This is a genomic window from Mycolicibacillus trivialis (assembly GCF_002102395.1).
Classification (GTDB): domain Bacteria; phylum Actinomycetota; class Actinomycetes; order Mycobacteriales; family Mycobacteriaceae; genus Mycobacterium; species Mycobacterium triviale.
This window is the reverse complement of record NZ_LQPZ01000032.1, coordinates 32,588-59,098: the sequence shown is the minus strand read 5'-3', so window position 1 is coordinate 59,098 and position 26,511 is coordinate 32,588. Positions and strand designations below refer to the sequence as shown.

The following is a 26,511-nucleotide window of genomic DNA, read 5'->3' as shown; positions in this document are numbered from 1 at the left end:
GTCTTCTCCCTACTTCTCGAAACTCAGACGGACCGAGCCGAGCCCGGCGAAATCCGCCACGAATTGATCACCCGGGTGCGCGTCGATCGCCCGGGTGGCGGTGCCGGGCAACACGATGTCGCCGGCCTTCAGTCGCACCCCGAAACTCTCCACCTTGCGGGCCAGCCAGGCGACCGCGGTGACCGGGTTGCCCAGTACGGCGTCGCTGCGCCCCTCGGCGACCACCTCGCCGTTGCGTTTGAGCACGGCGTCGATGCTCTTGATGTCGATGTCGGCGGGGGCCACCCGCTCGGTGCCCAGCACCCAGCCGGCCGAGGAGGCGTTGTCGGCGATGGTGTCGCAGAGTTTGATCTTCCAGTCCGCGATGCGGGAGTCGATCAGCTCGATCGCCGGGGCGAACGCCTCGGTGGCGGCCAGGACGTCGTCCTCGGTGCAGTCCGCGCCGGGCAGGTCGGCGGCGAGGATGAAGGCCACCTCCACCTCGATCCGCGGATACAGGTAGCGGCCCGCGGCCACCGGGACGTCCTCCGACACCGCCATCGTGTCGAGCAGGTGACCGTAGTCGGGTTCGTCGACGCCCATCATCTGCTGCATGGCCTCGCTGGACAGCCCGACCTTGTGCCCGATCACCCGGGCGCCGCCGGCGACCTGCCTGCGGATGTTGATCAGCTGGATCTCGTAGGCGTCCACCACGTCGATGTCGGGGTGGGCGTCGGTGAGCGGTCCGATCGCGACACGGCTGTCTTCGGCCCGGGCCAGGTCGGCGGCGAGTTCGTCGCGGATCGCGGCGCTGAGCATTCAGGCGTCTCCTCGTGGTTGCGGCCGGGCAAGTAGCGCCTGGCTACCGCAATTCTATAACGTGTTCTACATGACTAGTCAGGAGTACGACGTCGTTGTGGTCGGCAGCGGGGGCGCAGGCCTGGTTGCCGCCCTGACCGCAGCCCACCAGGGACTTTCCACCATCGTCGTCGAGAAGGCGCCCCACTTCGGCGGATCGACCGCCCGATCCGGTGGCGGAGTGTGGATCCCGAACAACGAAGTCCTCAAGCGAGCGGGCGTCAAGGACACCCCGGAAGCGGCCCGCACCTATCTGCACGAGATCATCGGCGACGTGGTGCCGGCCGAGAAGATCGACACCTACCTGCAGCGCGGCCCGGAGATGCTGTCGTTCGTGCTCAAGCACTCGCCGCTGAAGATGTGCTGGGTGCCCGGCTACGCCGACTACTACCCGGAGGCTCCCGGCGGCAAGCCGACCGGGCGCTCCATCGAGCCCAAGCCGTTCAACGCCAAGAAGCTCGGCGCCGACGAGGCCGGCCTGGAGCCGGCGTACGGCAAGGTGCCGCTCAACGTGGTGGTGATGCAGCAGGACTACGTGCGGCTCAACCAGCTCAAGCGCCACCCGCGCGGGGTGCTGCGCAGCCTGAAGGTCGGCGCGCGCACCATGTGGGCGCAGGCCACCGGCAAGAACCTGGTCGGCATGGGCCGCGCGCTGATCGCGCCGCTGCGCATCGGTCTGCAGCAGGCCGGGGTGCCGGTGCGGCTCAACACCGCGCTGACCGACCTGCTGGTCGAGGACGGCGCGGTGCGCGGGGTGTACGTCCGCGACACCACCGTCGACGCCGGCGAGCCGGAGCTGATCCGGGCCCGCCGCGGGGTGATCCTGGCCTGCGGTGGCTTCGAGCACAACGAAGAGATGCGGGTGAAATACCAGCGCGCCCCGATCACCACCGAGTGGACCGTCGGCGCCAAGGCCAACACCGGCGACGGCATCCTGGCCGGGGAGAAACTCGGCGCCGCCCTGGACGTCATGGAGGACGCCTGGTGGGGCCCGACGGTCCCGCTGGCCGACGCGCCGTGGTTCGCGCTGAGCGAGCGCAACTCACCGGGCTCGATCATCGTCAACATGGCCGGCAAGCGGTTCATGAACGAGTCGATGCCCTACGTGGAGGCCGTCCACCACATGTACGGCGGGGAGTACGGCCAGGGGCCCGGCCCGGGCGAGAACATCCCGGCCTGGCTGGTGTTCGACCAGCGCTACCGGGACCGCTACATCTTCGCCGGGCTGAACCCGGGCCAGCGGCTGCCCCGCAAGTGGCTGGAGTCCGGGGTGATCGTCACCGCCGACACCATCGATGAGCTGGCCGCCAAGACCGGCCTGCCCGCCGAGCAGCTCAACGAGACCGTGCAGCGGTTCAACGGCTTCGCCCGCTCCGGCGTCGACGAGGACTTCCACCGCGGTGAGAGCGTCTACGACCGCTACTACGGCGACCCGACCAACAAGCCCAACCCCAACCTCGGCGAGATCAGCCAGGGCCCGTTCTACGCGGCCAAGATGGTCCCGGGCGACCTGGGCACCAAGGGCGGTATCCGCACCGACGTGCACGGCCGGGCGCTGCGCGACGACGACACCGTCATCGACGGCCTCTACGCCGCGGGCAACGTCAGCGCGCCGGTGATGGGCCACACCTACCCCGGGCCGGGCGGCACCATCGGCCCGGCCATGACGTTCGGCTACCTGGCCGCCCTGGACATCGCTGGCTCCCCGGCCGGAAAGGACTGACATGCCCATCGATCTCGACGCCGCGCTCGGCGCGGAGTTCGGCGCCGTGGAGTTTTCCTGGAGCGCCACCAACGTCCAGCTCTACAACCTGGCGCTGGGCGCCGGGTCGGACCCGATGGACCCGCGTGAGCTGAGCTACGTCGTCGACCGCACCCCACAGGTGCTGCCGACGTTCGGCTGCGTGGCCGCGTCCTTCGACGCCGTCGACCCGCCGAAGGTCAGCTGGCCGGGCATCGACATCGACCTGGCCAAGATCCTGCACGCCTCCGAGCGGGTCAGCGTGCCCGCCCCGTTGCCGCCTTCGGGCCGGGCCCGCTCGGTGAGCCGCATCGTCGGGGTGTGGGACAAGGGCAAGGCCGCGGTCGTGGACCTGGAGACCACCGTCACCGACACCGACGGTAAGCTGCTGTGGACCCAGCAGCGGTCGATCTTCGCCCGCGGCGAGGGCGGTTTCGGCGGCGAGCGCGGCCCGTCCGGGCCGGGCGGCCCGCCCGAGCGGGACCCCGACCTGCAGGTCGACATCCCGGTGCTGCCGCAGCAGGCGCTGATCTACCGGCTGTGCGGGGACCGCAACCCGCTGCACTCCGACCCGGAGTTCGCCGCCGGTGCCGGCTTCGACCAGCCGATCCTGCACGGGCTGTGCACCTACGGGATGACGTGCAAGGCGATCGTGGATGCCGCCCTGGACGGCGACGCCGGCGCGGTGCGCAGCTTCGGTGCCCGCTTCGCCGGGGTGGTGTTCCCCGGCGAGACCCTGCGCGCGCAACTGTGGACCGAGGGCGACTCGGTGCTGGCCACCGTGACCGCACCCGGCCGCGACGACGCCGTGGTGCTCAGCGGTGTGGAGTTGGTGCGGGCTTAAGCGCCGCGCGGCGCGCCCGCCCGCTTGAGCGTGCGACCCGCTCCGACCGCTCGAGCGTGCGCACCCAACCGCTCGAACGTGCGCATAGGTTCACGTTCGAGCGCCAGCGTGTACCTGTGCTCACGCTCGGCGGGCCAGAGCGCTGCGCACCCGCCGGACGACGTCGGCGGGCGGGTCGCCGGCCAGTACCCGGATCACGATCCAGCCGCAGCGCTGCAGCCGCTCGTGCCGTTTGGCGTCCCAGCGGTACCGGCGCGGGTCGGTGCGATGCTGCTCGCCGTCGTATTCGGCGGCGACCTTCGGCTCGGGCCAGCCCATGTCGAGTACCGCGAAGGGTTTCCAATAGCCGTCGTAGACCGGGATCTGCGTCTGCGGGCGGGGTAGACCCGCGGCGACCAGCAGGACGCGCAGCCAACTCTCCTTCGGTGACTCGGCCCCCGCGTCGACGAGGTCCAGCGCAACCCGAGCACGCGCAATGCCCCGTCGGCCGCCGGAGCGGCGCAGGATCTCCCGCACGTCGAGGTCGTTGACCTTCACCGCCCGCACCAGGGCGTCGAGCCCGGCTACCGCCTCGGCGGTGGGATACCAGCACCCCAGGTCGACGGCGGTGCGTGCCGGGATGGTGACCGGCAGGCCGTCGACCTCCTCGACCTCGTCGGGGTGCAGGGCGTCGCCGCGGGTCAGCAGGCCGGGCGGTCCGCGACGGTTGTCGTGGAGGAGTTCGGCGGGCCGGTCCGCGCCGACCCAGTCGCTGCCGTGTAGGGCCGCTGCCGAGAAGCCGGCGACGACTCCACTGCGCCGCGACCACAGCCAGGCCGCCCGGGCCCGGTCGACGGCGTTCACCTCGATGCCGTTGGCCAGGTACACATCCGGGTACAGGCGGGTGTGTGCGGCGGCGAGCCGGCCCCTGGTCAGCCGCCCGGCTGCCAGCGCCTCACTGCCCAGGAATGGTTCGGCCATCGCCGCAGCGTCCCATCGCCGTGGCGGGGCGTCACTTCAGTGCCGGTTCGCCTGGGTACAACTGCGCCGGGCGTGCGCGTAGGTTCACGTTCGGCCTCGAGCGTGAGCAAGGGTTCACGCTCGGCGGGGAAGGTGGGGCGGGAGCGGGCCGGGCCCGGGGCGCGTCAGCCCAGGATCAGCCCCGAGGTGGGCACCCCGGTGCCCGCGGTGACCAGCACGTGCTCGACGCCGTCGACCTGGTTCACCGAAGTGCCGCGCAGCTGGCGCACCCCTTCGGCGATGCCGTTCATGCCGTGGATGTAGGCCTCCCCGAGCTGGCCGCCGTGGGTGTTGATCGGCAGCCGGCCGCCGAGCTCGATCGCGCCGTCGGCGATGAAGTCCTTGGCCTCGCCTTTGCCGCAGAACCCCAACTCCTCCAACTGGATCAGCGTGTAGGGGGTGAAGTGGTCGTAGAGCACCGCGGTCTGGATGTCGGCCGGGCCGAGCCCGGACTGGGCCCACAGCTGCCGACCGACCAGCCCCATCTCCGGCAGGCCGAGTTCGTCGCGGTAGTAGGAGTACATGGTGAACTGGTCGACGCCCGACCCCTGCGCCGCGGCCTCGATGATCGCCGGCCGGTGCTTGAGGTCGCGAGCCCGCTCGGGGGTGGTGACCACGATCGCGACACCGCCGTCGGTCTCCTGGCAGCAGTCCAGCAGCCGCAGCGGGTCGGCGATCATCCGCGAGTTCTGGTGGTCCTCGATCGTGATCGGCTTGCCGTAGAAGTGCGCCTTGGGGTTGGTGGCGGCGTGCTTGCGGTCGGCCACCGACACCACACCGAAATCGGCACTGGTGGCGCCGTATTCGTGCATGTACCGGCGGGCGACCATCGCCACCGACGCCGCGGGGGTGGACAGCCCGTGCGGGTAGGACCAGCTGTACTCCACGCCCCGGGAGTCGGCGTTGACGGTCAGCCCGGTCATCACCTGACCGAACCGGAACTCCGAGCGCTCGTTGAAGGCGCGGTAGGCGACCACCACCTCGGCTACCCCCGCAGCCACCGCCAGCGCCGCCTGTTGCACGGTCGCCGCGGCCGCCCCACCGCCGTATCCGATCTGGGAGAAGAAGCTCAACTCCCCCATGCCGGTGGATCGGGCGACCGCGGTCTCCAGATTGGAGTCCATGGTGAAGGTGACCAGACCGTCGACGTCGCCGGGGGTCAGGCCGGCGTCGTCGAGGGCATCGAGCACCGCCTCGGTGGCCAGCCGCAGTTCGCTGCGGCCGGACTCCTTGGAGAAGTCGGTGGCGCCGATCCCGGCGATCGCCGCTTTGCCGGACAACATCACGCCTCCCCGATGGTCAGTGTGGCCGTGGCGACGACGTGGTCGCCCAGGCTGTTGGTGCCGACGACTTTCACCGTGATCAGCCCGTCCTCGACGGCGGTGACCTCACCGGTGAAGGTGACGGTGTCGTACGCGTACCACGGCACCCCGAGGCGCAGCCCGATGGAGCGGATCACCGCGGTGGGCCCGGCCCAGTCGGTGACGTAGCGCTGCACCAGCCCGGTGTCGGTGAGGATGTTGACGAAGATGTCCTTGGAACCCTTGGCCTGTGCCTTGTCCCGGTCGTGGTGGACGTCCTGGTAGTCGCGGGTGGCGATCGCCGTGGAGACGATGAAGGTCGGGTCGCCGTAGATCTTCAGCTCGGGCAGCGTGGTGCCCACCGTCGCGGCCGGCGCGCTCATGCCCGCGGCTCCCAGGCGTACAGGGTCCAGGCCGGCCCGTTGTCCCCGGCCGGGAAGTCCAGATACGTCACCTGAACCGGCATCCCGATCGCCACCTCATCGGGTCCGACGCCGCGCAGCTCGCCGAGCATCCGCACACCTTCCTCGAGTTCGACCAGCGCGATGATGAACGGCACCGAGCGGCCGGGCACCTTCGGCGCGTGGTGCACGACGTAGGAGTACACACTGCCCTGCCCGGAAGCCACCACGTAGTCGGTGGTCTCGGTCTTGTCGGCCCACACCGCAGGCACCGGCGGGTGCTGCAGCGACCCGTCGGGGCGGCGCTGGATCCGCAGTTCGTGCTCGGCGATCCCGTCCCAGAAGAACTTGCTGTCCCGCGAGTAGGAGGGCCGCATCATCTTGTCCGGGACCAAGTCGTCGGGCACCGCGACGGGCGCCTGCTCAGCCTTGTCCCGCGGGATGAATTTCAGGATCCGCCAGTCCATGTCGGCGACGGACTCCTCGCCCACCCACCAGCGGATCTTCTGGTTGATGAAGTAGCCCTCGCCCAGCCCGGTCTGCTTGGGTCCGACGACGTCGGTGACCTCGGCGGTCACGCTGACCTCTTCTCCGGGCCGTAGGTAGCGGTGGTAGGTCTGCTCACAGTTGGTGGCCACCACCCCGACATAGCCTGCGGCGTCGAACAATTCGATGATCTTGCCCAGCGGGTCGTCGTCGGGGCGCACGCCGCCCAGGCCCATCATCGTCCACACCTGGATCATCGCCGGCGGGGCGACGACGCCCGGGTGCCCGGCCGCTCGCGCGGCCTGCTCGTCGACGTAGATCGGATTGTCGTCGCCGATGGCGTCCACCCAGTGGTGGATCATCGGCTGGTTCACCGGATCCCGGCCGAAGCGCGGCTTGCTGCGCCCTGCGGACAGCAGCGTGTCGATCCCGGCCTGCAGGTCGGCGCTCATCGCGGCACCCGCGGCACTTTGAGGCCGGCTGCGGCGATCATCTCGCGCATCACCTCGTTGACCCCGCCACCGAAGGTGATGACCAGGTTGCGTTTTGTCTGCGCGTCCAGCCAGTCCAGCAGCTCCGCGGTGCCCGGATCGGCCGGATTGCCGTAGCCGCCGACGATCTCCTCGGCCAGCCGCCCGGCGTACTGGATGCGCTCGGTGCCGAACACCTTGGTCGCGGCCGCGTCGGCGACGTCGATGATCTCGCCTGCCGCGGCGACCTGCCAGTTGAGCAGTTCGTTGATCCGGAACATGGCGTGGATCTCGGCCAGGCCGCGGCGTACCGCGTCGTTGCTGATCGGGGTGACCCCGTCGCTGCCGGGCTGGTTGGCCCAGGCGTGCACCCGGTCGTAGATGGCGCCGAAGCGGCCGGCCGGCCCGAGCATGACCCGCTCGTTGTTGAGCTGGGTGGTGATCAGCTTCCAGCCGCCGTTCTCCTCACCGACGAGCATGTCGGCGGGCACCCGCACGTCGGTGTAGTAGGTGGCGTTGGTGTGGTGCGCGCCGTCCGAGAGGATCATCGGCGTGAACGAGTAGCCGGGGTCCTTGGTGTCGACGATGAAGATCGAGATGCCCTTGTGCTTCGGCGCATTCGGATCGGTGCGGGCGGCCAGCCAGATGTAGTCGGCGTCGTGGGCACCGGTGGTGAACACCTTCTGGCCGTTGATGACGTAGTCGTCGCCGTCGCGGACCGCGGTGGTCCGAAGGCTGGCCAGGTCGGTGCCGGCCTCCGGCTCGGAGTAGCCGATCGCGAAGTGCACCTCACCGGCGAGGATCGCCGGCAGGAACTTCTTCTTCTGCGCCTCGTTGCCGTACACCTGCAGGGTCGGTCCGACGGTCTGCAGGGTCACCGCGGGCAGCGGGATGTCGGCGCGCTGAGCCTCGTTGACGAAGATCTGCTGCTCGATCGGACCGAAGCCCAGACCGCCGAACTCCTTGGGCCAGCCCACACCGAGCTTGCCGTCCGAGCCCATCCGGCGGATCACGTCGCGGTAGGCGCCGCAGTGCCGGTCGACCGCCATCGCTTCGGCCTCGTCGGGCTTGATGAGCGTGGCGAAGTACTCGCGCAGCTCGGCCTGCAGCTTGCGCTGCTCGGGGGTCAGATCGATGAACATTAGGCTCCCACCTTGGTTTCCGGGCGCCGGCCGGCCGGGGTCACGATCGGCACCAGGTCGAGTCGATGGGACTTGCCGCCGAGCAGTCGGGACAGGTCCTTGATGGTCGAGTAGTAGCGGTCCATCGGGTAGTCGATGTCCATGCCCATACCGCCGTGCAGGTGGTGGCAGATCTGCATCATCGGCGGCGCCTCCGAGGTGATCCAGTAGCCGAGCACCCCGAGGTCACTTTCGGTGAGGTCGTCGTCACCCGGACCGTTGGCCAGCCGCCACACCACCGACGTCGCCGCCAGCGTGATCGTGCGCGAGACGATGTAGACCTCGGAGAGCTGGGCGGCCACCGTCTGAAAGGTCGACAGCGGACGGCCGAACTGCTCGCGGCTGCCGACGTAGTCGGCGGTCAGCCGAAGCGCACCGGCGACCAGACCGGAGGCGTACGCCCCGATCATCGCCATCGCCAGCTGGTTGACCCGGTGGACGCTCGCCCCGGCCAGCACGTCCTCGTCGGCCACCGCCACGTCGGTGAACTCGACCACGTATTCGTCGCTGTGATTGGAGGTCGGTGTCCTGGTCAGCCGCACCCCGTCGGCCTTCGGCGACACGACCACGACGCCGGAGTCGGTGGTGACCAGCATCCACTCGGCGGTGTCCGCGTATGCGACACCGATCTTGGTGCCGGACAACCGGTTATCGGACAACGTGGTCGCCGGCTGTTCCGGGAGTGCGTCGGCCCGTTCGTTGAGTGCCGCGGTCAGCACGGTTCCCTTGGCCACCCCGGCCAGGTAGCGGTCCTGCTGGGCGTCGGTGGCCAGGTCCAGCAGCGGGATCAGCGTCAGCCCCAGGGTGGACAGGGCCGGGCTGATCGTTCCGTGCCTGCCGATCTCGGTGAGCGCGGTCGCCACCTCGGAGAGGCCGACGCCGTCACCACCGAGGCGTTCGGGAACCGGCAGCGCGGTCACGCCGCCGGAAACCAGCGCCTCCCAACTGTTCTCCCGGCTCAGCACCGAGGTGACCACATCGGCGACAGCCTGCTGCTCCGGTTCGGGAGTGAAATCCACCCGTTTGCTCCTTGATTCGATGTTCAGTGCGCCACCGGGCAGTTGCCCGCGTAGTCGACCTGCCAGTGCTTGACCCCGTTGAGCCAGCCCGACCGTAGTCGCTCCGGCGGGGCCAACGGCGCCAGGTCCGGGACGTGGTCGGCGACCGCGTTGAAGATCAGGTTGATCGTCATCCGCGCCAGGTGGGTGCCGATGCAGTAGTGCGCCCCGGTCCCGCCGAACCCGACGTGCGGGTTGGGGTCACGCAGGATGTTGAAGGCGTATGGGTCGTCGAAGACCTCTTCGTCGAAGTTGGCCGAGCGGTAGAACATCACCACCCGCTGGCCCTTCTTGATCGTCACCCCGGACAGCTCGTAGTCGGTCAGCGCGGTGCGCTGGAAACAGATCACCGGAGACGCCCAGCGCACCACTTCGTCGGCCGTGGTCTCCGGGCGCTCCTTCTTGAACAGCTCCCACTGCTCGGGGTGTTCGGCGAAGGCGACCATCCCGTGGCTGATCGAGTTGCGGGTGGTCTCGTTGCCGGCCACCGCGAGCATCACCACGAAGAACCCGAACTCGTCGTCGGAGAGTTTCTCCCCGTCGATGTCGGCCTCCACCAGCGTGGTCACGATGTCGGGGCCCGGGTTCTTGCGCTTCTCCTCGGCCAGTTGCATGGCGTAGGCGATCAACGCCATCGAGGAGGCCTGCGGATCGATGTCGCCGTACTCGGGGTCCTCGCTGCCGGTCATCTCGTTGGACCAGCGGAACAGTTTGTCCCGGTCCTCCTGCGGCACCCCGAGCAGCCCGGCGATGGCCTGCAGCGGCAACTCACAGGAGATCTGCTCGACGAAGTCACCCGAGCCGGTGGCGGCCGCGTCGGCGGCGATCTTCTGGGCGCGCTCGGTCAGTTCCTCGCGCAGCCGGCCGATCGCCCGCGGCGTGAACCCGCGGGAGATGATGTGTCGCAGCCGGGTGTGTTGCGGCGCATCCATGTTGAGCATGACCGCACGCTGCAGTTCGATGTTCTCCCGCTTCATGTCGTTCGGGTAGCGCGGGATCACGCAGTTCTCGAAGCTGGAGAACACGTCGCTGTGCAGCGAGATCTCTTTGACGTCCCGGTGCTTGGTGATCGCCCAGTAGCCGCCGTCGTGGAAGCCGCCCCCCTCGCCGGGCGGTTGGTCGATCCAGCAGACCGGCGCCGACTTCCGCAGCGCCGCGAACGCCTCCTCGGGGATGCCGCGGAGGACCACGTCGGGATCCAGCGGATCGAAACCGTCGGCGGCGGCCGGACGCGCCGGCCCGGTCGTGCTGCTCACCGTCACCCTCCTGCGGTGCCCTCGAATCTCAGTGCTGCACCGGGCAGTTGCCGGTGTAATCGACCTGCCAGTGCTTGATCGCGTTGAGCCAGCCCGAGCGCAGCCGGTCCGGCTTGGCCAGCGGCAGCAGGCCCGGCATGTGGTCGGCGATCGCCTCGAACTGCAGCTGGATGGTCATCCGGGCCAGGTGCGTGCCGATGCAGTAGTGCGCGCCGGTCCCGCCGAACCCGACGTGCGGGTTCGGGTCGCGCAGGATGTTGAAGCTGAACGGGTCGTCGAAGACCTCTTCGTCGAAGTTGGCCGAACGGTAGAACATCACCACCCGCTGGCCCTTCTTGATCTTGACCCCCGAGAGCTCGGTGTCCTCGGTGGCGGTGCGCTGGAACGAGGTCACCGGGGAGGCCCAGCGCACGATCTCGTCGGCGGCGGTCTCCGGGCGCTCCTTCTTGAACAGCTCCCACTGCTCCGGGTACTCGCTGAAGGCCATCATGCCCTGGGTGATCGAGTTGCGGGTCGTCTCGTTACCGGCCACCGCGAGCAGCACCACGAAGAACCCGAACTCGGCCTCGGTGAGCTTCTCACCGTCGATGTCGGCCTCCACCAGGGTCGTGACGATGTCGGCGCCGGGGTTCTTCTTCTTCTCCTCCGCCAGCTTCATCGAGTAGGCGATGATCTCCATCGAGGAGGCCTTCTCGTCGTAGTGGGCGTACTCGGGGTCGTCGTAGGAGGTCATCTGGTTGGACCACTCGAAGAGCTTGCCGCGATCCTCCTGCGGCACGCCGAGCAGTCCGGCGATGGCCTGCAGCGGCAGTTCCGCGGAGACCTGCTCGACGAAGTCACCCGAACCGGTGGCCAAGGCCTCCTTGGCGATGTTCTGGGCGCGCTCCTGCAGTTCCTCCCGCAGCCGGCCGATGGCACGCGGGGTGAAACCGCGGGAGATGATGCGACGCTGCCGGGTGTGGTCCGGGGCGTCCATGTTCAGCAGCACCACGTTCTGCAGGTCGATGTTCTCCCGCGGGATGTCGTCGGTGAACCGCGGGATGGCGGTGTTGACCGCGCTGGAGAAGACGTCGCTGCGCAGCGAGACCTCTTTGACGTCCTTGTGCTTGGTGATGGCCCAGTAGCCGCCGTCGTTGAACCCGCCCGACTTGCCGTCCGGCTGCTCGATCCAGGTGATCGGCGAGTTCTTCCGCAGCTCGGCGAGCTCCTCGTGCGGGATCCGCTCGGCGTAGATGTCCGGGTCGGTCAGGTCGACGGGACACTTGGCGCTGGGCTGGGACGTCATCGGTGCACTCCTCGAATAACAACGTGTTCTAGCCGCTAGTAAAACATGCCTTCACCGTGGAAGAAAGGCGTACAGGCATCGTCGCTTGTCAGGCGAATGAAACGTGTTCTAGCCTGGCCGCATGGGTAATCCTGTCATCGTCGAAGCAACCCGCAGTCCCATCGGCAAGCGCAAGGGCTGGCTATCGGGGCTCCACGCCACCGAGTTGCTCGGCGCGGTGCACAAGGCGCTGATCGAAAAGGCCGGCATCGATCCGGCCGGCGTCGAGCAGGCCATCGGCGGGTGCGTCACCCAGTTCGGCGAGCAGGGCAACAACATCACCCGGCAGTCCTGGCTGCTCGCCGGCCTGCCCGAGCAGGTCGGCGCCACCACCGTGGACTGCCAGTGCGGCAGCGGCCAGCAGGCCAACCACCTGATCTCGGCGCTGATCTCCGCCGGCGCCATCGACATCGGGGTGGCCTGCGGGATCGAGGCGATGAGCCGGGTGGGGCTCGGCGAGAACGGCGGCGGTGCCCGCGCCGCGTCCTGGGACATCGACATGCCCGACCAGTTCACCGCCGCGGAGCGGATCGCGAAACGGCGCGGCATCACCCGCGCCGACATCGACGCGTTCGGGGTGCGCTCCCAGCAGCTGGCCAAGCAGGCCTGGGCCGAGGGCCGGTTCGACCGGGAGATCTCCCCGATCGCGGCGCCGGTGATCGACGAGAACAAGGAGCCCACCGAGGAGTGGACCACCGTCAGCCGCGACCAGGGGCTGCGCGACACCACATTGGAGGGGCTCGGGCAGCTCAAGCCGGTGATCGAGGGCGGCATCCACACCGCGGGCACCTCCTCGCAGATCTCCGACGGCGCCGCCGCGGTGCTGTGGATGGACGAGGAGAAGGCCAAGGCGCTGGGGCTGAAGCCGCGCGCCCGGATCGTGAGCCAGGCGCTGGTCGGCGCGGAGCCCTACTACCACCTCGACGGCCCGGTGCAGTCCACCGAGAAGGTGCTGGCCAAGGCCGGGATGAAGATGGGCGACATCGACCTCGTCGAGATCAACGAGGCGTTCGCGTCGGTGGTGCTGTCCTGGGCCGCGGTGCACAACCCGGACATGGACCGGGTCAACGTCAACGGCGGGGCGATCGCGCTCGGTCACCCGGTGGGCTGCACCGGCTCGCGGCTGATCACCACCGCGCTGCACGAGCTGGAGCGCACCGACAAGTCGACCGCGCTGATCACCATGTGCGCCGGCGGGGCGCTGTCCACCGGCACCATCATCGAGCGGATCTGAGGCGTCGGTGACCCTGTCCGACGCCGAGCGCATCGCGGCCGCACAGTCCTACATCGACGCCCTGGTCAGCCACGACGCGTCCGCGGTCCCGTTCACCGACGACTGTGTGCGCATCGAGGTGGGCCTGAAGACCGGGTTCTCCGGCAGCCACCTGCGCCGCAGCCTGGAACGCGGGCCGCAGTTCAAGCTGATCAAGGCGGCGACGCCGCCGCAGTTCAGCGTCGACGGCGACGAGGTGCGGGCCCGGTTCGACATCATCACCAAGCCGACGTTGTTCGGCCGCCGGGTCTGCGCCCACGTCGACGAGACGTTCGTGGTCCCCGCCGGTGAACTGCGGGCCCGGATCCATCACATCCGGGCGCACATCCGGCCGTTCATCGGGAGGTAGCCATGACGGAAACCCCGCAGGCGCCGCGCGCGCTCAACTCCGCGCTCACCGGCGTCATCATCAAATGGATGTCGCGGGCCAACACCGCGATGTACAAAGCCAGCAACGGCCGCGTCGGCGGCAAGTGGCGGATGGGCAGCAAGCGCTTCGGCGACCTGCCGCCGGTGGGCATCCTGACCACGATCGGGCGCAAGTCCGGTCAGCCCCGCGAGGCTCCGCTGCTGTATCTGCGTGAGGGAGACCGGGTGGTGCTGGTCGCCTCGCAGGGCGGCCGGGCCACCAACCCGATGTGGTACCTGAACCTCAAGGCCGACCCGGCGGTGTCGTTCCGGATCCGCGATGAGGTGCTGACGCTGACCGCCCGCGACGCCACCGCGGCCGAGCGGGCCGAGTACTGGCCGAAGCTGGACGCGATGTACCCCGACTTCGCCGACTACCGCTCCTACACCACCCGTGAGATCCCGATCGTCATCTGCGACCCGTAGCCGGTCGGCGCGTCAACCCGGCGGAGACCCTGGCCGGCCTCGGTGGGCTCTCCGGCGAGGCGCTCGCGGTGGTCGCGGCGGTGCCGTCGCTGCTGTGAGGGGGCCGACGGCATTCGGAAAAACGGTGTCCGCCGGGTCGCCGGGCCGTGCTTAGACTGACCTTCTCGCCGTCCTCAGCCCGCCCGCCGAACCGGAGGGTCCCGTGCGCAAAACGTGCCGCAGCATCGTCGCGGCGCTGCTGCTCGCCGGTTGCGCACCAACGCAATCCCCACCGGGCGCGGCACCGGACCCCGGGTTGGCCGGGTATCTGCCGAGTCTTGCCGACTACCCGTGGACCGGCTGGACCGTCGTGCAGCAGGCCGGCCCAGCCACCGAGACGGTCCCCGAGCGCACCGCCGAACCGGCCGGTTGCGAGCAGGCGCCGTTCGCCGACCCGAACCGCATCGCCGCCCGTGCCATCGCCCGGCACACCAGCCTGGGCCCCACCGGGTTCGGCGGCGAGGCGTCCGTCGTCCTGTTCGACCCGCAGGACTCCGGCGACCTCATCGCCGAGACCCGCGCCTGGGCGCGGCACTGCGCCGACTACGTCGAGTGGTACCCCGCCGCGGGCGAGGACCGCGGCCCGGGGATGCCGACGGCGGTCAGCGTCCTGCCGCCACGCCGGATCGCCGATGTCGACGTGCTGCGCGTGCATCTCACCGACAACCGCGAGCACCGTTACCAGCCCGAGGGGCGCAGGGAGAGCGTGGTGTACCTGGCCCGGGTGGGGGACGTCGTGGTCGGCGGCCGCCGCCACGACAGCGGCTCGGTGCTCGACGAGGTGTTCGCCGCCACGCTGAGGCGGCTGATCGCTCACCGCCCGGCTCCGAGGCTGCTGGGGCCCACGGTCGGCACCGACGATCTGCGCGGGTATTCCGACGCGGACCTGAGCCGGCTCCTCCCCTCCACCGCGGACCTGCCGGCCGGCTGGAGCGTCGGCCACACCTCCCCGACCGTCACCGCCCGGATCGCCGACTACGCCCCCGAAGGCGAGACCGACCCGCGCGACTGCGCCACCATCCCGTTCATGAACGAGGGCGCACCCCGGGCCGACATCAGCCGCGATTTCCGCGAGATCGCCACCGCCGAAGGACAACCCGAAGGCGGCGTCGGCCTGCCGGGCGGACTGGACCACTGGCAATCGACACCCCAGCAGGTTCGGCTCAACGTCGAAGACCCGAACACCGACGTGCTCGAGGCGACGAAGAGGTGGGCACAGCAGTGCGCGACCTATCGCGGCGTCGGCCGCCTGGCAGCCGACGGCTCGGTCGACCTGGTCCCGACGACCGTGGCCGGGCACGAGGCGTATGCGGTCCACCTGACGCGCTCGACGCCGACGAACTTCGATTTCTGGACGATCCTCACCCGGGTGCGCGGCATTCTGGTGGTCGCGCTCTCCCCGTCGGACCAACCCGGAGAGTTGTTGCGCGCCACCGTGGAGAACGTGGATTTCGCGTCATTCGACACCGCTCGGCCGCCGTTCGACTACCAGCCCTACACCGGGCCGTCGACCGATCCCTTCGATGATCCACCCGGGACGATGCCGCTGCGCGAACCGTCCGCCGATGAGGCACGGAAGCTGGCCGGGGTCACCCGGGGGGAGGTCGTCGACCCCGAGCCCTACCACCTGGGCGGCTACCTGCCCGGGGATCCGACGACGCGGACCCCGGACTATCTGCACTTCCGCTCACCGACCGGATCCATCGTCTGCACCTGGCGGAAGTACTCGCTGTTCTGCGCCGTCCCCGACGGCACCTACCCGCGCACACCGAAACCCGCTGCTGACGAGGGCGATTGGGACGACTCGGTGGTCAACTTCGACTGGGACGGTGTCGTCAACGGGGTGATCACCGAAGACCCGGTCGTCTACGCGGAGTCGCAGGTGCTCCCCTACGGGTCGACCATCTGGCTCGAGGAGGGCCCCTACCCCACCGCGTGTCGGATGGAGCGCGACGGGCTGACCTGCGTCGCCGAGTCCGTCGGGATGCACCTGAGCCGCGACGATCTGACCCCGCTGCGGGTCAGCGGTCAGCTGCCGCCGAGGTAAGCACCGGACCCCGCGCCGAACGTGCAGTGGCTGCGAGGATTTCGCGATTTCTTCGCAGTACGTGCACGCTCGGCGAGCGTGGGGGTGGGGGCGAGCCTGGGGGTGGGCGCGTGAAGAGAGCCGAGCCGACCGGATTACGCCGAGCCGTAGACCGGAACGCTCGGGCGGGCCTTGGCCAGCAGGTCGGTGACGATGGGGCCGAGCTCGGCCGGGTCCCAGCGGGCGCCCTTGTCCACCTGCGGGCCGTGCGCCCAGCCCTCGGCAACCCGAATCAGCCCGCCCTCGACCTCGAAGACCTTGCCGGTGACGTCGCGGGCCTCGACGCTGGCCAGCCAGGCCAATAGCGGGGAGACGTTCTCCGGGGCCATCGCGTCGAACTCGGCGTCCTGGGTGGCCATCATCTCGGCGAAGACGGTCTCGGTCATCCGGGTGCGCGCCGCCGGGGCGATCGCGTTCACGGTCACCCCGTAGCGGCCCAACTCCGCGGCGGCCACCAGGGTGAGCGCGGCGATGCCGGCCTTGGCCGCGGAGTAGTTGGCCTGCCCGACACTGCCCTGCAGCCCGGCGCCGGAGGTGGTGTTGATGATCCGGGCGTCGACGGCCTCCCCCGCCTTGACCTTGCCGCGCCAGTAGGAGGCGGCGTGGCGCATGGTCGCGAAGTGGCCCTTGAGGTGCACGGCGACGACGGCGTCGAACTCCTCTTCGCTGGTGTTGGCCAGCATCCGGTCGCGCACGATGCCGGCGTTGTTCACCAGCACGTCCAGCCCGCCGAAGCCGTCGACGGCGGCCTGGATCAGCTGCTCGGCCTGGCCCCAGTCGGCGACGTTGGAGCCGTTGGCGATCGCCTCACCGCCCGCGGCGACGATCTCGTCCACCACGTTCTGCGCGGCACTGCCGCCACCGGCCGGTGAGCCGTCCAGCCCCACCCCGATGTCGTTGACCACGACGCGTGCGCCTTCGGCGGCGAACGCCAGGGCGTGGGCGCGGCCGATCCCGCCGCCCGCACCGGTGATGATGGCTACCCGGCCGTCGAGAACTCCCATGCAACTGCCTCCTGAACCGTTCGGATGAAACGTGGTGTGCTGATTACTTGTTGGCGCTGGATGCCTCCAGGTAGCCCGGCGGCTCACCGCCGCCGTGCACCTGCAGGCTGGCGCCGCTGACATAGGACGCCAGGTCGGAGCCGAGATAGGCGGCCGCCCAGCCGATGTCGGCGGGTTTGGCCAGCCGGCCCAGCGGCACGGTCGCCGCGACCGCGGCCACCGAGTCGGCGTCGCCGTAGAACAGCTCGGACTGCTCGGTCTCGACCATGCCGACCACGACGGAGTTGACCCGCACCTTGGGCGCCCACTCCACCGCCAGGCTGGTGGTGAGGTTGTCCACCCCGGCCTTGGCCGCGCCGTAGGCCGCGGTGCCCGGCGACGGCCGGTGCGCCGAGACGCTGGAGATGTTCACGATCGACCCGCCGCGCTCCTGGGTCTGCATCACCGCGTTGGCGTGCTGGGAGACGTACAGCGGGGCGAGCAGGTTCAGTTCGACGATCTTGCGGGAGAAGTTCGCCGAGGCGTCGGCGGCCAGCGCGTACGGCGAGCCGCCGGCGTTGTTGACCACCACGTCGAGGCGGCCGTGGGCGGCGACGATGGCTTCGATCATCGCGGCGACCGCGGCGTCGTCGCGCACGTCGCAGGCGTGGAACTCGTGCGGCAGGCCGTCCACCGGGCGGCGGGCGCAGGTGATGACGGTGGCGCCCTGGTCGGCGAAGACGGCGCTGATGCCGGCCCCGACGCCGCGCACCCCGCCGGTCACCAGGACGACCCGGCCGGCCAATCCGAGGTTGATCGCGTCGGTCACTGTGCTAGCGTACCAAGCAAGTGCTTGCTCAGGTAATCGTGCCCCGGAAGCGACAGGAAAGGCTCTGATGCCGATCACATCCACCACGACCGAACCGGGCATCGTTTCGGTCACCGTCGACTACCCGCCGGTCAACGCGCTGCCATCGCGCGCCTGGTTCGAACTGGCCGACACCATCACCGCCGCGGGCGCCGACATGAGCACCCACGCGGTGATCCTGCGCGCCGAGGGCCGCGGCTTCAACGCCGGGGTCGACATCAAGGAGATGCAGGCCACCGAGGGCTTCACCGCGCTGATCGACGCCAACCGGGGCTGCTTCGCCGCGTTCAAGGCGGTCTACGAGTGCGCGGTGCCGGTGATCGCCGCAGTCAACGGGTTCTGCGTCGGCGGCGGCATCGGCCTGGTCGGCAACGCCGACGTCATCGTCGCCTCCGACGACGCCAAGTTCGGTCTGCCGGAGGTGGAGCGCGGCGCGCTCGGTGCGGCCACCCACCTGTCCCGGCTGGTGCCGCAGCACATGATGCGGCGGCTGTTCTACACCGCGGCCACCGTCGACGCGCACACCCTGGCCCACTACGGCTCGGTACACGAGGTGGTGCCGCGCGCCGAGCTCGACGAGGCCGCGCTGCGGGTGGCCCGCGACATCGCCGCCAAGGACACCCGGGTGATCCGGGCCGCCAAGGAGGCGCTGAACCTCATCGACGTGCAGAAGGTCAACTCCAGCTACCGGATGGAGCAGGGATTCACCTTCGAGCTCAACCTGTCCGGCGTGGCCGACGAGCACCGCGACGAGTTCGCCGGCACCGAGAAGGGGAAGAAGTGACCACCACCGCCACCAGCAAGCTGACCAGTCTCGACGAGGCCGTCGCCGGCATCGAGAGCGGCATGACGATCGGCCTGGGCGGCTGGGGATCGCGGCGCAAGCCGATGGCCTGGGTACGCGCCCTGCTGCGCACCGACGTCACCGACCTGACCGTGGTCACCTACGGCGGGCCGGATCTGGGCCTGCTGTGTTCGGCGGGCAAGGTGGCCAAGGTCTACTACGGCTTCGTCTCGCTGGACTCCCCGCCGTTCTACGACCCGTGGTTCGCCAAGGCCCGCACGTCGGGGTCGATCGAGGCCCGCGAGATGGACGAGGGCATGCTGCGCTGTGGCCTGCAGGCCGCCGCCCAGCGGCTGCCGTTCCTGCCGACCCGGGCCGGGCTGGGCAGCTCGGTGCTGGACTTCTGGGGCGACGAGCTCAAGACGGTGACATCGCCGTACCCGACCGACGGCAAGCCCGAGACCCTGATCGCGATGCCCGCGCTGAACCTCGACGCGGCGTTCGTGCACCTCAACCTCGGCGACGCCCGCGGCAACGCCGCCTACACCGGCATCGACCCGTACTTCGACGACCTGTACCTGATGGCCGCGCAGCGGCGCTTCCTGTCGGTGGAGAAGGTGGTCGACACCGCCGAGCTGGTCGACGCGGTGCCGCCGCAGGCGCTGATCGCCAACCGGATGATGGTCGACGCCGTCGTCGAGGCGCCGGGCGGGGCGCACTTCACCACCGCCGAACCCGACTACCGCCGCGACGAGAAGTTCCAGCGGCACTACGCCGAGGCCGCCGGCTCGGAGGAGGGCTGGCAGCAGTTCACGGCCACCTACCTGTCCGGCAGCGAAGCCGACTACCAGGCCGCGGTGCGCCGCTTCCAGGAGGAATCATGAGCATGGCCAGCCGAGCCGAAATCTGTGTGACCGCGTGCGCGCAGATGTTCCGCGACGCCGGGGAGATCATGGTCTCGCCGATGACCACCGTGGTGAGCGTCGGCGCCCGGCTGGCCCGGCTGACCTTCGCCCCCGACATCCTGCTCACCGACGGGGAGGCACGGCTGCTGGCCGACACCCCGGCCCTGGGCGCCGCGGGCGCCATCGAGGGCTGGATGCCGTTCGGCCGGGTCTTCGAGACGCTGGCCTGGGGCCGGCGCCACGTGGTGATGGGCGCCAACCAGGTCGACAAGTACGGCAACCAGAACATCTCCGCGTTCGGCCCGCTGCAGCACCCGACCCGGCAGATGTTCGGGGTGCGCGGCGCGCCCGGCAACACCATCAACCACGCCACCAGCTACTTCGTCGGCAACCACTCCACCCGGGTGTTCACCGAACAGGTCGACGTGGTCTCCGGCATCGGCAACGACAAGGTCGACGCCGACAACCCGGCCTACCGGTTCGTCGACGTCCACCGGGTGGTGTCCAACCTCGGGGTGTTCGACTTCGGCGGGCCCGGCGGCACCATGCGCGCGTTGAGCCTGCACCCCGGCGTCAGCCCGGCCGACGTCGCGGAGAACACCTCCTTCGAGGTGGCCGGGCTCGACACCGCCGAGGAGACCCGCCCACCCACCGACGACGAGCTGCGATTGATCCGCGAGGTCATCGACCCGAAGTCGCTGCGGGACAAGGAAGTGCGGGCGTAATGCGGCTGCGCACCCCGCTGACCGAGCTGGTCGGCATCGAGCACCCGGTGGTGCAGACCGGGATGGGCTGGGTGGCCGGCGCCCGGCTGGTGACCGCCACCGCCAACGCCGGCGGCCTGGGCATCCTAGCCTCGGCGACCATGACCCTCGACGAGCTGGCCACCGCGATCGCGAAGGTCAAGGCCGGCACCGACAAACCGTTCGGGGTCAACATCCGCGCCGACGCCGCCGACGCCGGCGACCGGGTGGAGCTGATGATCGCCGAGGGCGTCAAGGTGGCCTCGTTCGCGCTGGCCCCCAAACCGGAGCTGATCGCCCGCCTCAAAGAGGCCGGCTCGGTGGTGATCCCGTCGGTGGGCGCGGCCAAGCACGCCAAGAAGGTGGCGTCCTGGGGCGCCGACGCGGTGATCGTGCAGGGCGGGGAGGGCGGCGGCCACACCGGCCCGGTCGCCACCACGCTGCTGCTGCCCTCGGTCCTCGACGCCGTCGCCGACACCGGCATGCAGGTGATCGCCGCGGGCGGTTTCTTCGACGGCCGCGGATTGGCCGCCGCCCTGTCCTACGGCGCCTCCGGGGTGGCGATGGGCACCCGGTTCCTGCTCACCTCCGACTCGACGGTGCCCGACGCGGTCAAGCAGCGCTACCTCGACGCCGGGCTGGACGGGACCGTGGTCTCCACCCGGGTCGACGGGATGCCGCACCGGGTGTTGCGCACCGGGCTGGTGGAGAAACTCGAGAGCGGCTCGCGGGTGCGCGGCTTCACCGCCGCGATCCGCAACGCCGCCAAGTTCAAGAAGATGTCCGGGATGACCTGGGGTTCGATGGCCAAAGACGGCCTGGCGATGCGTCAGGGCAAGGACCTGACCTGGTCGCAGGTGGTGATGGCGGCCAACACCCCGATGCTGCTCAAGGCCGGTCTGGTCGAGGGCAACACCGACGCCGGGGTGCTGGCCTCCGGCCAGGTCGCCGGCATCGTCGCCGACCTGCCGTCGTGCGCGGAACTGATCGACCAGATCGTGGTCGAGGCGGCCGAGCACCTGCGCGCCGCCGCCGCCCTGGTGCAATAGAGGTATACGAACCGGCGCGAACGGGTAGAACCGGTAGGAACCCACGAGGCAAGGAGTTCCGAATGAGATTCACCCGTACCACCGCGGCGGTCGCAGCGACCGGGCTGACCGCGTTCACGCTGGTCGCCTGCGGCGACAACAAGCCCGAGCAGCCGAGTCTGACCGACGCGTCGTCGACCAGCGCGTCGGCGGAGTCCACCGACACGACCGGCGCGACGACCACCACCGAGGCGCCCGCGGAGCTGGCCACCGTGGCCGCGGCCCAGAGCGCGCTGCAGACCGCCGCCGGGGCGGTGCCCGGCGGTCAGCCCTTCGACCTCGAGGTGGAGGTCACCGACGGCCAGGTGCAGTTCGAGGCCAAGGTGGCTTCCGACGGCGACGAGCACAAGCTGGTCATCGACGCCGCCGGCGAGAAGGTGATCTCGCAGACCAAGTCCGACAAGCCCGACGACGACGTCGCCAAGCTCGCGGGCACGACGGTGACCGCCGCGCAGGCGCTGGACACCGCCAGCGGCAAACAGCCCGAAGCCCAGTTCAAGGAGCTGGAGATCGACACCAACGACGCCGACGTCGTCGTCTGGGAGGTCGAGCTCGTCGACGCGGCGGGCGCGGAGACCGAGTACACCATCGACGCGCACACCGGCGAGGTGCTCACCCCGTAACGGCGGTGGCAGGCACGGCGGTGCTCAGCTGAGTACCGCCGTGCCGAACCATTCGCACAGCAGCAGCGCGATCTCGACGTCGAGCCGGTCGTCGTCGATCGGGCGGCCGCGCCGTTCGATCGCCCGGCCCACCCGGTATTTCACCGAGTTGTGGTGCAGGTGCAGTTCGTCGGCGGCGGCGGTGTAGCTGGCGCCGTTGCGCAGGAACACCCGCAGGGTGTCGCGCAGCCGCTCATCGGACTCGGTGGCCGCGGCCAGCGGCCCCAGCGCCTCGGCGACCAGGGCGGCCGCCGCCCCCAGGTTCGCGCCGAACAGCGCGGCCACCGCCAGCCCGGGATCGCCCGCGGCGATGACCCTGCGGGGCTCGGCGCCTGCGGCGGTGGCGACCGCACGCGCGTCCTTGGCCTGCTGGTGGGAGCGCCGGAACCCCTCGATGCCGGGCAGCGGGCTGCCCGCGGCCAGCCACGGCGCCTCCGCCGCGCCCGCGGCGAAGTCCCGCAGCCGGGACAGGGCGCCCGCGGTGGCGTCGGCAGGCAGCGGGATCCACGCCCAGCCGGTCACGTCGTCGACCGGGATGAACAACGGCGCCTCGTGCGCCCCGACCGCGGTCGCCAGCCCCGCCACGAACCGCTCCATCGCGGTGATGTCGTCGCCGCGTTCGGTCTCCGCGCACCACACCACCGCCGCCAGGTGGTGGCGGCGCAGCGGGTAGCGGATCGCGGTGGTCAACGCGTCGATGTCGGTGTCGTCGCTGGAGAGCAGTTCCCGGACCCGCGACGCCCGGATGCTGTTGCGGTTCTCCACCCAGCGTTCCCGCTCGTCCTGGTAGGTGGCCACCACCCGCCGCGATATCCAGTCGATGTAGTCGAACGAGGTCGCTGATACCAGCTCGTAGACGTCCAGGCTCAGGCGCGGGTCGACCTCGGAGGCGCGCACCTCGTCGAGCACCACACCCAGCACCAACTGGTGGCCGAGCCGGTAGGCGCGCACCAGCGCGTTCGCCGACACGTCGCGCTGGGCCAGCCGCCGGGCGTACTCCAGCGCCGGGGTGGGCGGCTCCACCTGGTCGATCGGGATGTTGTGCCGGATCGAGGAGAAGTAGGTGTCGATGTTGGTCGCGACGGTGTCGCGCAGCAACTGCAGCAGCTGGGCGTCGCCGCGCAGCTCCGAGATCTCACTGATCACCCGCTCCTGGGTCACCCGGGTCACCTCGTCCAGGCGGGCGGTGAGCCGGCCGACGATGACCGCGGCCGCCTCCGCGATGGTCCGTTCATCACTGCTGGGGTCGGGCATGAGACCCGACGGTAATGCGCGCCGCGCGATCCGGGGACCGATTCGCCGCGGCCGGACGGGCCGCGGGCGCCCGTTGTCTCCGGGGGACAACAGCGGCCGCGGAGTTGGTGCCCCGACGACGTCGCCGCCGCGCCCCATCGGTTCGTAACGTGCGTCATAGCAACGCCTCGTACGTGACACCCGACACCGGGGCGACGAACCGAACACCCGCCCGCCCCGTAGCGAAGGAGAAAGTCATGCTGGGTCCGATCCTGGTCTTCCTGCTCGTCCTGTTCCCGCTGTTCGTCCCCGCCGCCATCAGCGGCTACCACACGGTGGCCAAAACCGAAGCGAAGCAGGCCGCCACCCGCACCCCGTTGCGTCGCGCCGCCGGTCGCGCCGCCTGATGGACGCCGCCTGATGGACTACGACGTCGCGGTGATCGGCTCCGGCTTCGGTGGATCGGTGGCCGCCCTCCGGCTGACCGAGAAGGGCTACCGGGTGGGCGTCTTCGAGGCCGGCCGCCGATTCGCCGACGAGGAACTGCCGAAGACGAACTGGGATGTGCGGAAATTCTTCTGGGCACCGAAGCTGGGCTGCACGGGTATTCAGCGCATCCACATGCTGCCCGACGTGCTCGTCCTGGCCGGAGCCGGTGTCGGCGGCGGATCACTGGTCTACGCCAACACCCTCTACGAACCCAAAAGCGATGCGTTCTACAACGATCCGCACTGGGCCGGCATCACCGACTGGAAGGCCGAACTGGCCCCGTTCTACGGCCAGGCCAAACGCATGCTCGGGGTGGTGACGAACCCGACCATGACACCGTCGGACAAGGCGATGCTCACCGTCGCCGAGAAGATGGGTGTGAAGGACAGTTTCGGCATGGCCCCGGTCGGGGTGTTCTTCGGCCCGGACGGCACCAAGGCCCCGGGCCGCGAATTCGACGACCCGTTCTTCGGCGGTGCCGGCCCCCGCAGGCGCGGCTGCCTGGAGTGCGGCGAGTGCATGAGCGGCTGCCGCCACAACGCCAAGAACACGCTGGTGAAGAACTACCTGTATCTGGCCGAGGAGGCCGGCGCCCGCATCCACGCGCTGACCACCGTCACCGCCGTGCGCCCCATCGACGGCGGCTACGCGGTCGACACCGTACGCACCGGCGCGTGGCGGGCCGGCAAGACGGCGCGGTCGGTCACCGCCGCCCAGGTGGTCTTCGCGGCCGGCACCTGGGGCACCCAGCAACTGCTGCACCGGATGAAGGCCGACGCGGTGTTGCCGGACCTCTCCCCCCGCCTCGGCGAGCTCACCCGGACCAACTCCGAGGCGCTGTGCACCTCCAGCGTGAAACTGCGGCGCCGCGCCGGCGCCGAATTCCACACCGGGGTGGCGATCACCTCCTCGATCCACCCCGACGAGGTCACCCACATCGAACCGGTCCGCTACGGCAAGGGCTCGAACTCGATGGCGCTGCTGACCACCGTGATGACCGACGGCGGCGGCCGGGCGCCGCGCTGGCTGCGCTGGCTGGGTCAGCTGATCCGGCATCCCGCCCAGGCGGTCTCGCTGTACGCCGGGCTGCGGGACTGGTCGCAGCGCACCGTGATCGCGCTGGTGATGCAGACCGAGGACAACTCGCTGACCCTGTTCCCGCGACGCACCCGGCTGGGCCGGTTCCGGTTGTCCTCGCGGCAGGGGCACGGCGTGCCCAACCCGACCTGGATCCCGGCGGCCAACGAGGCGGTGCGCCGGCTCTCCGACGACATCGACGGCATGCCCTACAGCAGCGTCGGGGAGATCCTCGACATCCCGATGACCGCCCACTTCCTCGGCGGCTGCGCGATCGGCGACACCCCGGAGCGCGGCGTCGTCGACCCCTACCACCGGGTGTTCGGCCACCCCGGGCTGCATGTGCTCGACGGTGCGGCGATCTCGGCGAACATCGGGGTGAACCCGTCGCTGACGATCACCGCGCAGGCCGAGCGGGCCACCGCGCTGTGGCCCAACAAGGACGAGGCCGACCCGCGCCCACCGCTGGGCACCCCCTACCGTCGGCTGCCGCCGGTGCCGCCCCGGCAACCGGTCGTGCCGGCCGGCGCACCCGCGGCGCTGCAGCTGGGCTGACCCCGAGCGGTCCCGGCGTGGTCGAATAGGTCATGCTGTTCCGCCAGCTCGAGTACTTCGTGGCGCTGGCCCGCGAACGCCACTTCGCCCGGGCCGCACAGGCCTGCCACGTGTCCCAGCCGGCGCTGTCGGAAGCCATCCGCAAACTGGAGAACGAGCTGAAGGTGCCGCTGGTGCGGCGCGGACAGAAGTTCGAGGGCCTGACCCCCGAAGGCGAGCGGCTGGTGCTGTGGGCCCGCCGCATCCTCGCCGACCACGACGCCCTCAAACAGGAGGTCGTCGCCCTGCGCAGCGGGCTCACCGGCCGGCTGCGGCTGGGGGTGATCCCGGCCGCGGCGAGCACCGTCGCCGGCCTCATCGACCCGTTCTGCGCCGCCCATCCGCTGGTGCGGGTGCAGCTGGAGACCAGCCTGCGCTCCGCGGAGATCGTCGAGCGGCTGCGCCGCTTCGAGTTGGACGCCGGGATCCTCTACCCCGACCGGCAGGACACCGCCGAGCTGCTGGTGGTCCCGCTGTACCGGGAGGACCACGTGCTGATCGCCGGCGCCGAACTGCTCGCCGGCCAGCCCGGCCCGCTGAGCTGGGCCGACGCGGTGCAGCTGCCGCTGTGCCTGCTGGCGCCGGGGATGCGCGGGCGTCACCTGGTCGACGACGCGCTGGCCGGGTTGGGCCTGACCGCCGTCCCCCGCCTGGAGACCGACTCGATCGCCGCGCTGATCGCCCAGGTCGGCACCGGGCGATGGGCCAGCATCGTGCCGCAGTCGTGGCTGCGGGCACTGCGCCCGCCGGCCGGCGTGCGGGAGGTGCCGCTGGATCATCCGCCGATCAGCGCACCGGTGGTGCTGGTGACCGCGGCCGCCGAACCCGGCTCGGTGCTCACCGAGGCCCTGGTGGCGACCGCGCGCGGCCTGGAGTTCGGTCCGCCGGCCTGATCGGCCCGGCCTATCGGCCGGTCGGAAATCCGTCTTGGACGCCGCGCCGAGGCCCGGACAGA

26 protein-coding genes are annotated in these 26,511 nt (G+C 70.3%); 14 read left to right on the top strand and 12 right to left on the bottom strand.

Annotation, left to right across the window (positions count from 1 at the left end):
- Positions 1 to 9: 9 nt before the first annotated feature.
- Positions 10 to 798 (bottom strand): 2-keto-4-pentenoate hydratase, encoded by a 789-nt coding sequence (locus AWC30_RS12445; RefSeq protein ID WP_085110537.1) that lies wholly within the window; start codon positions 796 to 798, stop codon positions 10 to 12.
- A gap of 70 nt (positions 799 to 868) precedes the next feature.
- On the opposite strand from AWC30_RS12445, the gene kstD reads away from it, so the two are divergent.
- Positions 869 to 2,560 (top strand): 3-oxosteroid 1-dehydrogenase, encoded by a 1,692-nt coding sequence (gene kstD, locus AWC30_RS12440; protein ID WP_207568440.1) that lies wholly within the window; start codon positions 869 to 871, stop codon positions 2,558 to 2,560.
- A 1-nt stretch (position 2,561) separates the two neighbouring features.
- Positions 2,562 to 3,422 carry an enoyl-CoA hydratase ChsH3 gene (locus tag AWC30_RS12435; protein ID WP_085110535.1) on the top strand — a complete coding sequence of 287 codons (861 nt, stop codon included), beginning with the start codon at positions 2,562 to 2,564 and terminating at the stop codon, positions 3,420 to 3,422.
- Positions 3,423 to 3,542: 120 nt separating this feature from the next.
- Here AWC30_RS12435 and AWC30_RS12430 read toward each other — a convergent pair whose 3' ends face one another.
- The 8 genes from AWC30_RS12430 to AWC30_RS12395 form a co-directional block, all read right to left on the bottom strand.
- Positions 3,543 to 4,382 (bottom strand): type IV toxin-antitoxin system AbiEi family antitoxin, encoded by an 840-nt coding sequence (locus tag AWC30_RS12430; RefSeq protein WP_085110534.1) that lies wholly within the window; start codon positions 4,380 to 4,382, stop codon positions 3,543 to 3,545.
- A 164-nt stretch (positions 4,383 to 4,546) separates the two neighbouring features.
- On the bottom strand, positions 4,547 to 5,704 hold the full coding sequence (locus AWC30_RS12425) for a 17-hydroxy-3-oxo-4-pregnene-20-carboxyl-CoA lyase (RefSeq protein WP_085110533.1): 1,158 nt from the start codon (positions 5,702 to 5,704) through the stop codon (positions 4,547 to 4,549).
- A complete protein-coding gene (locus tag AWC30_RS12420; RefSeq protein ID WP_085110532.1) occupies positions 5,704 to 6,105 on the bottom strand; it encodes a MaoC family dehydratase in 402 nt (133 codons plus the stop codon). The genes AWC30_RS12425 and AWC30_RS12420 overlap by 1 nt, the downstream gene beginning before the upstream one ends.
- Positions 6,102 to 7,061 carry a bifunctional MaoC family dehydratase N-terminal/OB-fold nucleic acid binding domain-containing protein gene (locus AWC30_RS12415; RefSeq protein ID WP_085110531.1) on the bottom strand — a complete coding sequence of 320 codons (960 nt, stop codon included), beginning with the start codon at positions 7,059 to 7,061 and terminating at the stop codon, positions 6,102 to 6,104. Before AWC30_RS12415 ends, AWC30_RS12420 begins: the two co-directional genes overlap by 4 nt.
- Positions 7,058 to 8,221, bottom strand: coding sequence for an acyl-CoA dehydrogenase FadE29 (gene fadE29 / locus AWC30_RS12410; protein WP_085110530.1), 1,164 nt, complete (start codon positions 8,219 to 8,221; stop codon positions 7,058 to 7,060). The genes AWC30_RS12415 and fadE29 overlap by 4 nt, the downstream gene beginning before the upstream one ends.
- Positions 8,221 to 9,279: an acyl-CoA dehydrogenase family protein gene (locus AWC30_RS12405; protein ID WP_085110529.1), complete on the bottom strand. Its 1,059-nt coding sequence runs from the start codon at positions 9,277 to 9,279 to the stop codon at positions 8,221 to 8,223. The genes fadE29 and AWC30_RS12405 overlap by 1 nt, the downstream gene beginning before the upstream one ends.
- Positions 9,280 to 9,302: 23 nt before the next feature.
- The gene (locus AWC30_RS12400) at positions 9,303 to 10,574 is read right to left on the bottom strand and encodes a cytochrome P450 (RefSeq protein ID WP_085110567.1); all 1,272 of its coding nucleotides are present in this window, start codon (positions 10,572 to 10,574) and stop codon (positions 9,303 to 9,305) included.
- A 28-nt stretch (positions 10,575 to 10,602) separates the two neighbouring features.
- Positions 10,603 to 11,859, bottom strand: coding sequence for a cytochrome P450 (locus AWC30_RS12395; RefSeq protein WP_085110528.1), 1,257 nt, complete (start codon positions 11,857 to 11,859; stop codon positions 10,603 to 10,605).
- Positions 11,860 to 11,980: 121 nt separating this feature from the next.
- Between AWC30_RS12395 and AWC30_RS12390 the strand changes: the two genes are divergently transcribed.
- The 4 genes from AWC30_RS12390 to AWC30_RS12375 all read left to right on the top strand — a co-directional run bounded on the left by AWC30_RS12390 (position 11,981) and on the right by AWC30_RS12375 (position 16,091).
- Positions 11,981 to 13,132, top strand: a complete 1,152-nt coding sequence (locus AWC30_RS12390; protein WP_085110527.1) for a steroid 3-ketoacyl-CoA thiolase — start codon at positions 11,981 to 11,983, stop codon at positions 13,130 to 13,132.
- Positions 13,133 to 13,139: 7 nt separating this feature from the next.
- Positions 13,140 to 13,520, top strand: coding sequence for a DUF8021 domain-containing protein (locus AWC30_RS12385; protein WP_085110526.1), 381 nt, complete (start codon positions 13,140 to 13,142; stop codon positions 13,518 to 13,520).
- A gap of 2 nt (positions 13,521 to 13,522) precedes the next feature.
- On the top strand, positions 13,523 to 14,005 hold the full coding sequence (locus AWC30_RS12380; protein WP_085110525.1) for a nitroreductase family deazaflavin-dependent oxidoreductase: 483 nt from the start codon (positions 13,523 to 13,525) through the stop codon (positions 14,003 to 14,005).
- 202 nt (positions 14,006 to 14,207) lie between these two features.
- Positions 14,208 to 16,091, top strand: a complete 1,884-nt coding sequence (locus AWC30_RS12375) for a hypothetical protein (protein ID WP_085110524.1) — start codon at positions 14,208 to 14,210, stop codon at positions 16,089 to 16,091.
- Between the two features lie 134 nt (positions 16,092 to 16,225).
- On the opposite strand, the gene AWC30_RS12370 is transcribed toward AWC30_RS12375, so the two are convergent.
- Together AWC30_RS12370 and AWC30_RS12365 are read right to left on the bottom strand one after the other, a co-directional pair.
- Positions 16,226 to 17,134, bottom strand: coding sequence for an SDR family oxidoreductase (locus AWC30_RS12370; RefSeq protein WP_085110523.1), 909 nt, complete (start codon positions 17,132 to 17,134; stop codon positions 16,226 to 16,228).
- A gap of 43 nt (positions 17,135 to 17,177) precedes the next feature.
- Positions 17,178 to 17,942 carry an SDR family oxidoreductase gene (locus AWC30_RS12365; protein ID WP_234808066.1) on the bottom strand — a complete coding sequence of 255 codons (765 nt, stop codon included), beginning with the start codon at positions 17,940 to 17,942 and terminating at the stop codon, positions 17,178 to 17,180.
- 67 nt (positions 17,943 to 18,009) lie between these two features.
- Here AWC30_RS12365 and echA20 point away from each other — a divergent pair, with 67 nt between their 5' ends.
- The 5 genes from echA20 (at position 18,010) to AWC30_RS12340 (ending at position 22,124) form a co-directional block, all read left to right on the top strand.
- Complete coding sequence (echA20, locus tag AWC30_RS12360; protein ID WP_085110565.1) at positions 18,010 to 18,765, top strand: (7aS)-7a-methyl-1,5-dioxo-2,3,5,6,7,7a-hexahydro-1H-indene-carboxyl-CoA hydrolase; 756 nt, start codon at positions 18,010 to 18,012, stop codon at positions 18,763 to 18,765.
- Positions 18,762 to 19,649, top strand: coding sequence for a cholesterol ring-cleaving hydrolase subunit IpdA (gene ipdA / locus AWC30_RS12355; protein WP_264000427.1), 888 nt, complete (start codon positions 18,762 to 18,764; stop codon positions 19,647 to 19,649). Before echA20 ends, ipdA begins: the two co-directional genes overlap by 4 nt.
- A gap of 2 nt (positions 19,650 to 19,651) precedes the next feature.
- On the top strand, positions 19,652 to 20,395 hold the full coding sequence (ipdB, locus tag AWC30_RS12350; protein WP_207568441.1) for a cholesterol ring-cleaving hydrolase subunit IpdB: 744 nt from the start codon (positions 19,652 to 19,654) through the stop codon (positions 20,393 to 20,395).
- Positions 20,395 to 21,462 (top strand): (3aS,4S,5R,7aS)-5-hydroxy-7a-methyl-1-oxo-octahydro-1H-indene-4-carboxyl-CoA dehydrogenase, encoded by a 1,068-nt coding sequence (gene ipdC, locus AWC30_RS12345; protein WP_085110521.1) that lies wholly within the window; start codon positions 20,395 to 20,397, stop codon positions 21,460 to 21,462. Before ipdB ends, ipdC begins: the two co-directional genes overlap by 1 nt.
- Before the next feature lie 62 nt (positions 21,463 to 21,524).
- Complete coding sequence (locus AWC30_RS12340; RefSeq protein ID WP_085110520.1) at positions 21,525 to 22,124, top strand: PepSY domain-containing protein; 600 nt, start codon at positions 21,525 to 21,527, stop codon at positions 22,122 to 22,124.
- Positions 22,125 to 22,148: 24 nt separating this feature from the next.
- Here the strand turns inward: AWC30_RS12340 and AWC30_RS12335 are convergent, their stop codons facing one another.
- Complete coding sequence (locus AWC30_RS12335; RefSeq protein WP_085110519.1) at positions 22,149 to 23,417, bottom strand: PucR family transcriptional regulator; 1,269 nt, start codon at positions 23,415 to 23,417, stop codon at positions 22,149 to 22,151.
- Positions 23,418 to 23,653: 236 nt separating this feature from the next.
- Between AWC30_RS12335 and AWC30_RS17840 the strand changes: the two genes are divergently transcribed.
- From AWC30_RS17840 to AWC30_RS12325, 3 genes are read left to right on the top strand one after another with little or no spacing between them, the layout of a single operon-like run.
- Positions 23,654 to 23,803: a hypothetical protein gene (locus AWC30_RS17840; protein ID WP_165756480.1), complete on the top strand. Its 150-nt coding sequence runs from the start codon at positions 23,654 to 23,656 to the stop codon at positions 23,801 to 23,803.
- A 13-nt stretch (positions 23,804 to 23,816) separates the two neighbouring features.
- Positions 23,817 to 25,517: a GMC oxidoreductase gene (locus AWC30_RS12330; protein ID WP_085110518.1), complete on the top strand. Its 1,701-nt coding sequence runs from the start codon at positions 23,817 to 23,819 to the stop codon at positions 25,515 to 25,517.
- 32 nt (positions 25,518 to 25,549) lie between these two features.
- Entirely contained in the window at positions 25,550 to 26,449 is a 900-nt protein-coding gene (locus tag AWC30_RS12325) for a LysR family transcriptional regulator (RefSeq protein ID WP_085110517.1), read from the top strand.
- The last annotated feature ends 62 nt before the right edge of the window (positions 26,450 to 26,511 follow it).

What these genes read in the sequence shown, in the direction of transcription:
- AWC30_RS12425 (WP_085110533.1), bottom strand. Translation starts at nt 5,704, where the DNA reads ATGTTGTCCGGCAAAGCGGCGATCGCCGGGATCGGCGCCACCGACTTC.
- AWC30_RS12340 (WP_085110520.1), top strand. Translation starts at nt 21,525, where the DNA reads ATGAGATTCACCCGTACCACCGCGGCGGTCGCAGCGACCGGGCTGACC.
- AWC30_RS12435 (WP_085110535.1), top strand. Translation starts at nt 2,562, where the DNA reads ATGCCCATCGATCTCGACGCCGCGCTCGGCGCGGAGTTCGGCGCCGTG.
- AWC30_RS12330 (WP_085110518.1), top strand. Translation starts at nt 23,817, where the DNA reads ATGGACTACGACGTCGCGGTGATCGGCTCCGGCTTCGGTGGATCGGTG.
- AWC30_RS17840 (WP_165756480.1), top strand. Translation starts at nt 23,654, where the DNA reads ATGCTGGGTCCGATCCTGGTCTTCCTGCTCGTCCTGTTCCCGCTGTTC.
- AWC30_RS12445 (WP_085110537.1), bottom strand. Translation starts at nt 798, where the DNA reads ATGCTCAGCGCCGCGATCCGCGACGAACTCGCCGCCGACCTGGCCCGG.
- AWC30_RS12335 (WP_085110519.1), bottom strand. Translation starts at nt 23,417, where the DNA reads ATGCCCGACCCCAGCAGTGATGAACGGACCATCGCGGAGGCGGCCGCG.
- ipdC (WP_085110521.1), top strand. Translation starts at nt 20,395, where the DNA reads ATGCGGCTGCGCACCCCGCTGACCGAGCTGGTCGGCATCGAGCACCCG.
- AWC30_RS12325 (WP_085110517.1), top strand. Translation starts at nt 25,550, where the DNA reads ATGCTGTTCCGCCAGCTCGAGTACTTCGTGGCGCTGGCCCGCGAACGC.
- AWC30_RS12380 (WP_085110525.1), top strand. Translation starts at nt 13,523, where the DNA reads ATGACGGAAACCCCGCAGGCGCCGCGCGCGCTCAACTCCGCGCTCACC.
- AWC30_RS12390 (WP_085110527.1), top strand. Translation starts at nt 11,981, where the DNA reads ATGGGTAATCCTGTCATCGTCGAAGCAACCCGCAGTCCCATCGGCAAG.
- AWC30_RS12430 (WP_085110534.1), bottom strand. Translation starts at nt 4,382, where the DNA reads ATGGCCGAACCATTCCTGGGCAGTGAGGCGCTGGCAGCCGGGCGGCTG.
- echA20 (WP_085110565.1), top strand. Translation starts at nt 18,010, where the DNA reads ATGCCGATCACATCCACCACGACCGAACCGGGCATCGTTTCGGTCACC.
- AWC30_RS12395 (WP_085110528.1), bottom strand. Translation starts at nt 11,859, where the DNA reads ATGACGTCCCAGCCCAGCGCCAAGTGTCCCGTCGACCTGACCGACCCG.
- kstD (WP_207568440.1), top strand. Translation starts at nt 869, where the DNA reads ATGACTAGTCAGGAGTACGACGTCGTTGTGGTCGGCAGCGGGGGCGCA.
- AWC30_RS12420 (WP_085110532.1), bottom strand. Translation starts at nt 6,105, where the DNA reads ATGAGCGCGCCGGCCGCGACGGTGGGCACCACGCTGCCCGAGCTGAAG.
- ipdB (WP_207568441.1), top strand. Translation starts at nt 19,652, where the DNA reads ATGGCCAGCCGAGCCGAAATCTGTGTGACCGCGTGCGCGCAGATGTTC.
- AWC30_RS12370 (WP_085110523.1), bottom strand. Translation starts at nt 17,134, where the DNA reads ATGGGAGTTCTCGACGGCCGGGTAGCCATCATCACCGGTGCGGGCGGC.
- AWC30_RS12415 (WP_085110531.1), bottom strand. Translation starts at nt 7,061, where the DNA reads ATGAGCGCCGACCTGCAGGCCGGGATCGACACGCTGCTGTCCGCAGGG.
- fadE29 (WP_085110530.1), bottom strand. Translation starts at nt 8,221, where the DNA reads ATGTTCATCGATCTGACCCCCGAGCAGCGCAAGCTGCAGGCCGAGCTG.